Genomic DNA, 10,121 nt, shown 5'->3' with positions numbered 1-10,121 from the left:
AAGGATTCCGGGCCGAGCGGAGCCGCTGGCCCCAGATTTTCCGCCCGCTGGCCCCAGATTCCCATCTGGGGCCTCGGTGGCGAGGATTTCCATCCTCATAATCGCCGAATGCCGAAGGGATTCGCGAAGTGAAACGGCCCGGAAAGGATTCCGGGCCGAGCGGAGCCGCTGGCCCCAGATTTTCCGCCCGCTGGCCCCGGATTCCCATCTGGGGCCTCCGTGGCGAGGATTCCCATCCTCATAATCGCCGAATGCCGAAGGGATTCGGGAAGAGAAACGGCCCGGAAAGGATTCCGGGCCGAGCGGATTCTTAGCCGCTGGCCCCAGATTTTCCGCCCGCTGGCCCCGGATTCCCATCTGGGGCCTCCGTCTACTGCTCCAGTAGCGGGCCGTATACCGCCGGCCGGCGGTGGTGGCGGCCGTAGATGCCGTTCTCGCGGTGCTTCTTGAGAGCATCCAGATCGAACGTCGCGTCAAGAATCTCCTCGTCGCGCGTGCCGAGCCGGATCACCTCGCCGCTCGGGGCGATGATCATGCTGTGCCCCTTGAACACGGGGCCGGCCCAGTTGGCCATCGCGATATACACCTCGTTTTCGTAGGCCCGCACGCGAAGTTGGTCGCGGTGAATCGGTATCTCGCAGGTGCAGCCGGTTGCCTGCGGGATCGCGATGATGTCCGCCCCCAACACGGTCAGGCAGCGCGCGGCCTCAGGCACCTCGCGGTCGAAGCAGATCATGATGCCCAGGTTGAACGAAACACCATCAATCTCGCAGGGCCACACCTGGAAGCGATCGCCGTTGGTCCAGCCCATGTGGCTCTCGTACTTGTTGATGTGCACCTTGCGATAAGTGCCGAGGATCTCGCCTTTCGGTGAAAGCAGAACGGCGGCGTTGTAGTACTTGTCGCCGGATCGCTCGTGCAGGCCCCAGACGATGTAAACCTTGAGCTCGGCCGCCAGTCGGGCAAAGTGATTCACCGAAGGGCCGGGGACCGGCTCGGCCAGTTCGCGCGACTGAGCGAGGGTCAAACCCTTGTCGGACGGCGACGTGTAGCCGGTGAGCGTGGTCTCCGGCAGGATGACAAGCTGAGCACGGTGCTTTTGCACCGCCTCGCGAACCAGCCGGTCGGCTCGTTCGACGTTGGCCTTGGGATCGCCGGTCGCCGGCAGCATCTGGATGGCGGCGACGCGCACCTGGCGTCCGCCGACCTTCTTCCCGTCCTCTGACGCCTTCTCAGACACCGGCCGCGTGTCATCATGATTCAAACTCACTGTAGGTCCTCCACGCCGCGTATCGCCGCCGCAGCCGCACGCAAGAGCGACAAACACCAACGCCGTTTGTGAGACATGCCGCAAACATGCGGCACGCCGGCAGTGATTCTTGTTCATACATGGTCCTCTCGTCATCGATCTGACCAGGATCAGGCCGCAAGCCACAGATAGCCTTTGCCCCCGCAGAATCAGGCTCGGTCATCGCCTCGACGCCTGCCGTTATGCGATCACCGAACATACTTGATGGCGGCGAAACCGCCAACCAGCAGGATCACGAACACAACGCAGAGCAGATTGAAGTAGCGATCGATGAATCGCTTCATCGGCGGACCGAAGAAATACAGGAGCGCCGAGACGGCGAAGAACCGCGCGCCGCGGCCCACAATCGAGACGATCACGAACCCCAGCAGATTCATATGGAACGCGCCGGAAGCAATCGTAAACACCTTATAGGGAATCGGCGTCAGAGAGGCGATGAATACGATCCAGTAGTCGTACTGCTGATACCACTGCGTCACCTGCTGATAATACGACTCGGCATGATAGAAGGCGATGATCCGCGTCCCGATCGTGTCCATGAAGGCAAGTCCGATCCCGTAGCCGGCGATGCCTCCGATTGCGCTTGCGAGCGTGCAGGTCATCGCGAAGCGGAACCACCGGGCGCGTGATCCGAGCACGAGGGCGATGAGCAGCACGTCGGGCGGTACCGGGAAGAAGCTTGACTCAGCAAAAGCCAGCAAAAACAGAGCAATTGCGCCGTACGGCGTGTCGGCCCAATGGAGCACCCAATCGTACATTCGGCGGTGAAGATGCCAACGAGGTATGGCCGGCTTAGCCGTGGGCGGAGAGACCGCGGTAGACTGGCCGTTATTGGTCATGAGTCGTGCGTCCTCTGTGTTGGCAGGCACTCTAACCGGCCAATATCTGGTTTGACAAACATGCTCTCCGACCTCCGGGTGACGGCTTAACGCCAGGCGCGGTGTGTTGTCCGCTGATTTGGGCCGTTCGGGCCTCAGTTGCGGGAGGCGCCTGCGGGGGACCGGTTGTCGCGGGGGTGCCCGCACGAGGGGGGCGAATTGAAGCAGGAGTGTAAGTTGGGTTTGTTTGGCAAATCGATCGGTGAGCCAGCGGCGGCCGACTGCCAGATGCAGGACCGTGAGCACGTTGTTCCTCTCCATGCCTTTGAAAAACAAGAAGTTGGCAATCAGCCGGGTTTGGATCATTGGCATTGTCATGCCGGTTGTTCTCTTCCCATTTCACGAGCGGGTCATCAATTCAACTGATACGAACGAGCAGGCGAACAAGCCCTCTTTTTTCGGCGTCGGTGGCGGTTTCTCCGCGTTCATAACACGCTGAGTGCTCCGGAGGGAGAGGTGGCCAGCGGAGACCGGCCGGGCGGTACATGAGGGTGGCGGGCCAAAAGGCCGGAAGGACGATCAAGGTCCAGGTATTGGCCGACGGTATCGGCTTGGCGAGAACCCGATCGGCACGGGTGGCTTGGCTGCCGCCGTGTGCTGGGCTGGAGAGCGCCGGCGGGGAAGGCATCGGCGGCTTCGGGCGGGATGCCACGCACGGGCCCTGGGCCATTTCTGCCGCTTATCGATCGCGGGGCACCGGATAAAAATCCGTGCGAATTAAATGCCGGGCAACTTAATCGCCCCCTGGTCGTGACCGATAACGAACGTTGGAGCAGGAGACGGATGGGGTTGCATGGTACTCATCGCGGGGTCCACCAAGAGGTGGCCAAAACCTCTCGATCCGGCTTTGCGGCCCGGTCTGAGAGCTGGGGTCCAACGTCGCAAGGCGAGTAACGGCCATGTCCATACCACTGGTCAACCTCAAGCGGTTGCACGACAAGTTGTACACCGAGATTCGAACGGCCATCAACCGAGTGCTGGCCCAAGGTGATTTCATCACGGGCTCGGACCTGGCGGCGTTCGAGGAAGAGTTCGCCGCCTACTGCGAGACGAAGTACTGTGTGGGTGTGGGCAGCGGGCTGGACGCCCTGACGTTGGCGATGAGGGGTTTGGGGATCGGTCCGGGCGACGAGGTGATCACCACCTCGAACACGTTCATCGCAACCGCGCTGTCGATCTACCATGCCGGCGCCACGCCGGTCCTGGTGGACCATGATCCGGAGACATACAACCTCGATCCGCGGCGGATCGCGGCGGCGATCACCCCGCGAACCAAGGCGATCGTGCCGGTGCATCTATACGGTCAGCCGGCCGAGATGGACATGATTCAGGCCATCGCCGACGAGCACGGTCTGTTGGTCATTGAGGACGCGGCGCAGGCACACGGCGCACGGTACAAGGGGCGTCGGGCGGGGAGCATGGGGCGGGCCGGGTGTTTCAGTTTCTATCCGGGCAAGAATCTGGGAGCGATGGGCGACGGCGGTGCCGTCGTGACCAACGATGAGGATCTGGCCGCGTGGCTCATGGCGGCTCGCAATTATGGTTCGACGGTGAAGTATTACCACACCATGCCGGGTTACAACTGCCGGCTGGACAGCATGCAGGCGGCGATTCTACGGGTGAAACTGCGCTACCTGGACGAATGGAATGCGACGCGGCGGCAACTGGCCGCCCGTTACCGCGAGAAGCTGGCCGGGGCCAACATTTCGCCGCCCGTCGAACGTCCTCACGTCGACCACATCTATCATCTCTTCGTCGTGCGATGCAATCAGCGGGACCAGGTTCTGAAGCATCTGAATTCAAAAGGCATCGGGGCGGGGATTCACTATCCCGTGCCCATTCACCGACAAGTCGGCCTGAGCACGCGGTGCATCGTCCCGCGGCCGCTGGTTTACACCGATCGGTACTGCGACCAATTGCTGTCGCTGCCGATGTGTCCATGCCTGACCGAAGCAGATATGGACATCGTGGTGCGCGAGCTGAGTGCGGTCACGGCGACGGCGCCGACGGTCACGGCATAGTCCACCCCGGCACCGCACACGGCACCGCCGGCAAATGAAGAACGACGAAGGCGGGCGAATGGTCCGCCGGGGCGGCCCCTACCGCCGAAAACATGAAATGTTCAAACCCCCGGTGCACAGAATCCTCCGGCCTGCAAGCCCGTTGAGAGGGCAGGCACGTCGGATCTGACGCCAAGTCAAACGCAGGTCGGTCGAAGAACCTGCCCGAGCGGATGGAAGCCCTGTGCCCGGCAACCGGCAAGCCTCTCTTCAACGAGCCACAGTGACGTTCACGGATGATGTGGCGGCATTTCCTGAGGCGTCAGTGGCACGGACGGTGATGGTGTGCGATCCGAGCGCCACACGTGGGTCGGCGGTGTTCCAATTGTGAGCCACGGTCGCGCCCGAGTCCGACGGTTCCAGCGAGAGGACACTGTTACCGTCGATGAGGATTTCAATCCGCGACAAGGCCCGGTCGTCGGTTGCTCTTGCGACGATGCTTACCATGCCTCGGACGGTGGTTTGTGAACGGGGGGAGGTAATGTCGACGATCGGAGGAATACCATCGGGAGCGGACGTGATGGTGACGTTGATGGCCGCTTCGCTCACGTTGCCGGCAAGGTCGACCGCTTTCACCCGCAGCTCATGCACTCCGGTCGCATACTTTCCGGGATCGAGCACGAAGCCGTAAGGCCAGACGGAATCGGAAGCCTTCCGGGTTTGATCGACGTAAAGCACGATTTCGGCGATTCCCAAGGCATCACCGGCCTCGACCTGAAGAACGGTTGGCGACGAGACGGCCGTGCCACCGGCGGGCGAGACGATAGCAATGGTGGGCGGGGTCGTATCCTGCTGTTCGACGATCCGGACGGCCAGTTCCACGGCGGTTGCCGCATCGACGCATCCGAAGGCGAAGGTCTCATCCCAGCCGGTGGGGCCAAGGTCACGAGCGGTTGCCAGGAGGATGTCGCGTACCGTCGCCGGCCGAAGATTGGGATTCACCGACCAGATGAGGGCGGCAATGCCCGAGGCGATGGGGGCGGCAAAGGACGTTCCGGTCCAAGCCGCGTAGGCGTTGCCCAGAGTTGTGGTGTAGATGCTCACACCGGGGGCGACCAGATCGACGAAATCGCCGGAGGTGGAGAAGGAGGCCAGCTTGTCGAACTGATCGATCGCGCCGACAAAGAGCACCTCGTCCGATCCGACCGCCTCTACCCGGCCACCGCCGTTACCCGCGGCGATCACGGTCAGGCAGCCCGAGACCCAAGCCATGCGGGCCTGTCGAAGCACGATGTCGTTTTCGTGCAGGGGGGCGAATGAGATGTTGATCACTTTGGCGCCGCGATTGACAGCCAAGGCGATGCCGGCGGCGATGGACCAGCTATCAGCCTTGTTGTCGGGGCCCGTGACACGAATCGGCAGGATGGGACAACCCGGGGCAACGGAAGCCGCGCCGTCGGCGTTGTTGCTTTGAGCCCCAATAATCCCGGCGACGGCCGTGCCGTGGCCGGAAGTGTCCGCGTAGCTCAAGCCTGTGTCGAAGGTGTTGGCGCCGGTTCTGAGCTTGTCTGCGAGGTCAGGATGTGAGGCATCGACACCGGTGTCCAGAACGGCGACCGTAATGTTGCCACTTCCGGCGGTCAGTGTCCAAGCCTGAGGAACGTGCACCGTCTGAAGGAACCACTGGATGGTGTAGTCGGGATCGTTGGGCGTGATCTCGACCTGGATAAGCCGGTTGTTCAAGACCTCCTCGACCAGGGGAGAGCCACGAAGCGATCGGGCCAATTGTTCGCGATTGCGGGGGTCAACGCCGACGAGGTAGGCGGACAGGCCCTGTAGCTGGCCGTTGACGGCGGCGTCATGGCCGTTCAGGAGATTCACGAGATCGCCCTGTGTGGCACCCGGTCTGAGGGATACGATGAGTTGATCGGGAACGATATCGGAATTGGCTGAGGGGAATTGACAGCCTGGTGCCATGACAAAGGCCGCGTCCACGACCAAGGCAATGAAGGCCAATGTCGCGCGGCTTGATCGTCGCGTGCCATTCCTGCGTAAGGCCTCATCGTCAGGGGGTTGTAGAATCATGGTTTTTCTGGAACAGCCCACAGGTCGGCAGGAGTGCGGTTCCTGGCGCAGGAGAGCGCGACGAATGAGCCTGCTTGCGTTTCCGTTGCCTGACAGCCCATGCCGCCATCGATCCTGCTGCCCGGACGCCGTCCCTGGCCATCCGAGATGAGGGCTTGCCTGGTACACATCGGATGACTCGGTCAACCGCTGTGGTCCATATTCCAGAAAGCCGTTGGATGTCACGTCCACGGCCGGAGCGCTTCGGCGGAGTCGAACAAGGACTCGACAGAACCTGATACTTGGATACCGGGAAGCGTCCGGATCTCGTTCAGCACAGGGAGTGATACCTGTAAGTCATCGAGCCGCAAGGTGTTACGAATGCGGATCAAGCGAACCTCGTCGGGGCGGGACACCGGGCAAGCCTGCAGGGCCATTCGGACCGCTTCACGGTCCGTGTCGGCGATGATGGGGACCTTAGCTCGCTCCAGGAAGGTGGTGGTCAGGACATTGGCGTAGGTTGAAGTGAAATCGATCTTGTCGAACAGTCGGCGGGTAATAATGTCAGCCAGGCCCATGCCAATGGCATTACCGTGTGAGGCCGAGGAGAGATCGTGAATGGTGATGACGCGGATGTCAGGGGACTTGGGCTCTGGCTGACCGCGGATCTTCAGCCGCCCGATGACATTGGGATCCATGCCGAGGCCGCTGATGTCCTTGCCGATCTGGTCAACGATCAGCACGTCGAGGCGATCAACGGGCAAAGCGGGCATGTTAGCGCGGGCGATGTCGAGCAGGGCCGGCTCTTCGGCGGGAATGTCGGGTGCGCGAATGGCGCGAACGAGCATCGGTTCGTCATAGGCATTCTCGACGATCGCGAGGCCCAGGAGGATATTGCCATGGGTGAGAATCCGGCCCGCGACGCGCGGCATCATCTCGCGGAGGCCGTCGACGCCGAGGCGATGAAGAGCCTGGGCTTGAGCATGTTTGCCCAGCCCGACGGCTATCATCTTCATGAGGCCGCTCTCGTATCGACCCCGAAAAGAAGTGTGCATCTTGATGCGATTGATGAGGATCGTGTTGTCGGCGGAGGCGGCCTGGCGATCAAGAAAGACCTTCGTGGGCAGATCGCCCTGGGGCAGTTCGACGACCTCCATGGATGATCGCACCGGACACCCGACGTTCTCCTCGGTTACACCGTAAGCTGCCAATACCGCGCGTTGCCCCTCGGCGGTGGCGCCGCCGTGGCTTCCCATGGCCGGCACGATGAAGGGCTCGGCCCCGCATCGGCGAACCCACTGGACGACCGCCCGTACGAATCGGTCCAGTTCAGCAATGCCTCGGCTGCCCACCGCAATCGCAATCCGCGAGCCCGGTTGAAGATTGACGCCGCAGTGAATGAGTTCTTCGGATACGGAAGCTTCGATATCCGTGAGCCGATCAGCCGGAAAGGTCCGCCGGACCCGGGTGATGGGGATGAAATCCATTGTCAGCCAGCCTCCTGGGCAAAACGCATGTTGCGGTCTGAGCTTTCGGTTGGACCGCGCGCGTCGACGGGGATTCTATCCTCGCTGACGGGCGTCGCACGAGCGGATCAGGAGAGGTCGTTTTCACTGTTGCCTGGGGGGTTGCTGTTGGTCGTGGCAAGATGGTGAGGGCAAGCCTGGTAAATCAGAACATATCAGACAAGATCACTGATATACACAAGGCTGATATGCGGTTGGGGAAGGTCGCGCCGTACGGGTGTAAACATGACGGGTGATCGCGACGGTTCGCAAGCAAGTCTTCCTGTGAGCATCCGTGCCTGGGTTGCTGCCATCCTCGGTGCTGAGCTGTTGGAAGAGGACTTGGCGGTTTGGCGAGCAGGCACTGAGAGACTGATTGCCCAGCCCAACGCTCAGCATTTTCCTTTTGAACACCGACGCGTTCCCGGAACACTCTTGTGACTACGGCATCGAACCAGACCACCTGGGTCTTGCTACGGCGAAGGCGATCCGGGCAAGTTTCCGATGCAGTAGCAGGCTGAATGTTCGGGTCAGACAACCCGCCGCGAGGGGCGTTGTTCAAACGGATATCTTGATCGGCCCAGCGGATCGGCGGAATCAAGGGGTGGTGGAGACCCGCGCGTTCGAACTGTAAGATAGCTCATCCGGGAAGCCGCAGAGGCCTGGCGGCGTCGGGTCTCAGTGAAATCCCGCAGGGTATTGGCGCAGCGGGGTTGGGCATGCGCGAGTGGCGGAATTGGCAGACGCGCAGGATTTAGGATCCTGTGGGGAAACCCGTGGGGGTTCGATCCCCCCCTCGCGCAGTTGTTTACGCGGGCTCGAACGGTTTGCGAGATCGAGTGGTCGGCAGGCGCGGGCGGTACGGCGAAGGATTCGTTCGATTCGAGAGATTCCAGCCGAACGGTCCGCGGGCGCGGACCCTGCGATGGGCAACCGCATCATGCTCGCCTCCCCCGCCCGAACGGTCCGCGGGCGCGGACCCTGCCCTGCTCAGATCGGCTTGCACGCACAGGGCTTTGCTTCCCGCGATGAGCATGAAGAAAGGCCAAACCGCCGGCATCGCGAGGGGCGAAGCCGGCTGTAAAACTAGGCTGTTGCTGGATTTAGTGGGGGAACCGCCTCTGTCACGAGCGGGAGTCGCAGCGATTCACCCGTTCCGCCGGACCACACCGAGGCCGATTCGCCATCGGCGCGATCGTGATGATCGCCAAGTTCACTAAAACCTGTAAATTGTCTTGACGCACCGGGGAAGGGCTGTAGAATACCGGCACGCGACCTGGAGGAAGCGCCAGTCTAGGGTTTCACAGCATCATCGCGGGAGAGAGAAGCTCCGCGAAGTACAGGGATTTTGAAGGGAGAGAGAATGATGAACACTTTGATCTCGCGCGTATCGGTTCTTGTGTCGGCCGGCTTTCTGGCGGGCACGGCAGCGGCGGTAAGCATCGAGACCGTGCCGGTGGGCAATGTTGGGAACGCCCCGGATCGTCGCTACGGCGGCTACGGTTCGGTCGGTTACACGTACAACATCGGTAAATACGAGGTGACGGCGGGTCAGTACACGGAGTTCCTTAACGCGGTGGCAAAGACTGACACGTACGGGCTGTACAACCCGAACATGTGGTCGAGCAGTTACGGGTGCAAGATAGAGCGGAGCGGCTCTTCGGGCAGCTACACCTATAGCGTTGCTCAGGACTGGGCCAATCGGCCGGTGAACTATGTGAGTTGGGGCGACGCGGCGCGGTTCGCGAACTGGCTTCACAACGGCCAGCCGACGGGGCCGCAGGGCCTGAGCACCACGGAGGACGGGGCTTACTACCTGAACGGCGCGACAAGCAGCGATGCCTTGCTGGCCGTGACGCGCAAGCCGGACTGGAAGTGGGCGATCCCGACGGAAGACGAGTGGTACAAGGCGGCGTATCACAAGAACGACGGCGCGACGGGGAACTACTTCGACTACCCGACCAGCAGTGACAGCGCGCCGAGCAACCAACTGAGCGATCCTGATCCCGGGAACAACGCGACGTACTACAACAACGGCTGGACGATCGGCAAGCCGTACTACCGTGCGGAGGTGGGCGCTCACGAGAACAGCGACAGTCCGTACGGTACGTTCGATCAGGGCGGCAACGTGTGGGAGTGGAACGAAGCTGTTATTGGGGCTTCTCGCGGCTTGCGGGGCGGGTCGTTCTACAGTTTCGACCCCGACCTGCTCGCGTCGGCTCGCTACTCCGGCGACCCCTTGTCCGAGGAGTGCCTCGATGGGTTCCGCGTCGTCGAGGTTCCCGAGCCTGCCATCATGATGATGATGGCCCTAGCGGACCTTTCCGACTTATGACCGCGCATTGCATGCGGTTGAAGCCCAATC

7 protein-coding genes and 1 tRNA gene are annotated in these 10,121 nt (G+C 61.9%); 4 read left to right on the top strand and 4 right to left on the bottom strand.

Annotated features, from left to right (window positions below; translation table 11 throughout):
• Positions 1–370: 370 nt before the first annotated feature.
• Both PLL20_17490 and PLL20_17485 read right to left on the bottom strand, forming a co-directional pair.
• Positions 371–1,270, bottom strand: coding sequence for a carbon-nitrogen hydrolase family protein (locus tag PLL20_17490; protein HPD31788.1), 900 nt, complete (start codon positions 1,268–1,270; stop codon positions 371–373).
• 227 nt (positions 1,271–1,497) lie between these two features.
• Complete coding sequence (locus PLL20_17485; protein ID HPD31787.1) at positions 1,498–2,148, bottom strand: YqaA family protein; 651 nt, start codon at positions 2,146–2,148, stop codon at positions 1,498–1,500.
• A 277-nt stretch (positions 2,149–2,425) separates the two neighbouring features.
• Here PLL20_17485 and PLL20_17480 point away from each other — a divergent pair, with 277 nt between their 5' ends.
• Positions 2,426–2,626: a hypothetical protein gene (locus PLL20_17480; protein HPD31786.1), complete on the top strand. Its 201-nt coding sequence runs from the start codon at positions 2,426–2,428 to the stop codon at positions 2,624–2,626.
• 460 nt (positions 2,627–3,086) lie between these two features.
• The gene (locus PLL20_17475) at positions 3,087–4,208 is read left to right on the top strand and encodes a DegT/DnrJ/EryC1/StrS family aminotransferase (protein HPD31785.1); all 1,122 of its coding nucleotides are present in this window, start codon (positions 3,087–3,089) and stop codon (positions 4,206–4,208) included.
• 249 nt (positions 4,209–4,457) lie between these two features.
• Here PLL20_17475 and PLL20_17470 read toward each other — a convergent pair whose 3' ends face one another.
• Entirely contained in the window at positions 4,458–6,272 is a 1,815-nt protein-coding gene (locus tag PLL20_17470; protein HPD31784.1) for a S8 family serine peptidase, read from the bottom strand.
• 221 nt (positions 6,273–6,493) lie between these two features.
• Positions 6,494–7,738: a DUF362 domain-containing protein gene (locus PLL20_17465; protein ID HPD31783.1), complete on the bottom strand. Its 1,245-nt coding sequence runs from the start codon at positions 7,736–7,738 to the stop codon at positions 6,494–6,496.
• Positions 7,739–8,477: 739 nt separating this feature from the next.
• Between PLL20_17465 and PLL20_17460 the strand changes: the two genes are divergently transcribed.
• Positions 8,478–8,559, top strand: a tRNA-Leu gene (locus PLL20_17460).
• Between the two features lie 560 nt (positions 8,560–9,119).
• The gene (locus PLL20_17455; GenBank protein ID HPD31782.1) at positions 9,120–10,091 is read left to right on the top strand and encodes an SUMF1/EgtB/PvdO family nonheme iron enzyme; all 972 of its coding nucleotides are present in this window, start codon (positions 9,120–9,122) and stop codon (positions 10,089–10,091) included.
• The last annotated feature ends 30 nt before the right edge of the window (positions 10,092–10,121 follow it).

It is taken from the genome of Phycisphaerae bacterium, from assembly GCA_035384605.1.
GTDB lineage: Bacteria > Planctomycetota > Phycisphaerae > UBA1845 > PWPN01 > JAUCQB01.
The sequence above is the reverse complement of the archived record's forward strand: the minus strand, read 5'-3'. Positions and strand labels throughout refer to the sequence as shown.

Bases quoted from the DNA above. Each gene is read 5' to 3' on its own strand.
- PLL20_17485 (HPD31787.1), bottom strand. From the start codon at position 2,148: ATGACCAATAACGGCCAGTCTACCGCGGTCTCTCCGCCCACGGCTAAG.
- PLL20_17475 (HPD31785.1), top strand. From the start codon at position 3,087: ATGTCCATACCACTGGTCAACCTCAAGCGGTTGCACGACAAGTTGTAC.
- PLL20_17470 (HPD31784.1), bottom strand. From the start codon at position 6,272: ATGATTCTACAACCCCCTGACGATGAGGCCTTACGCAGGAATGGCACG.
- PLL20_17465 (HPD31783.1), bottom strand. From the start codon at position 7,738: ATGGATTTCATCCCCATCACCCGGGTCCGGCGGACCTTTCCGGCTGAT.
- PLL20_17455 (HPD31782.1), top strand. From the start codon at position 9,120: ATGATGAACACTTTGATCTCGCGCGTATCGGTTCTTGTGTCGGCCGGC.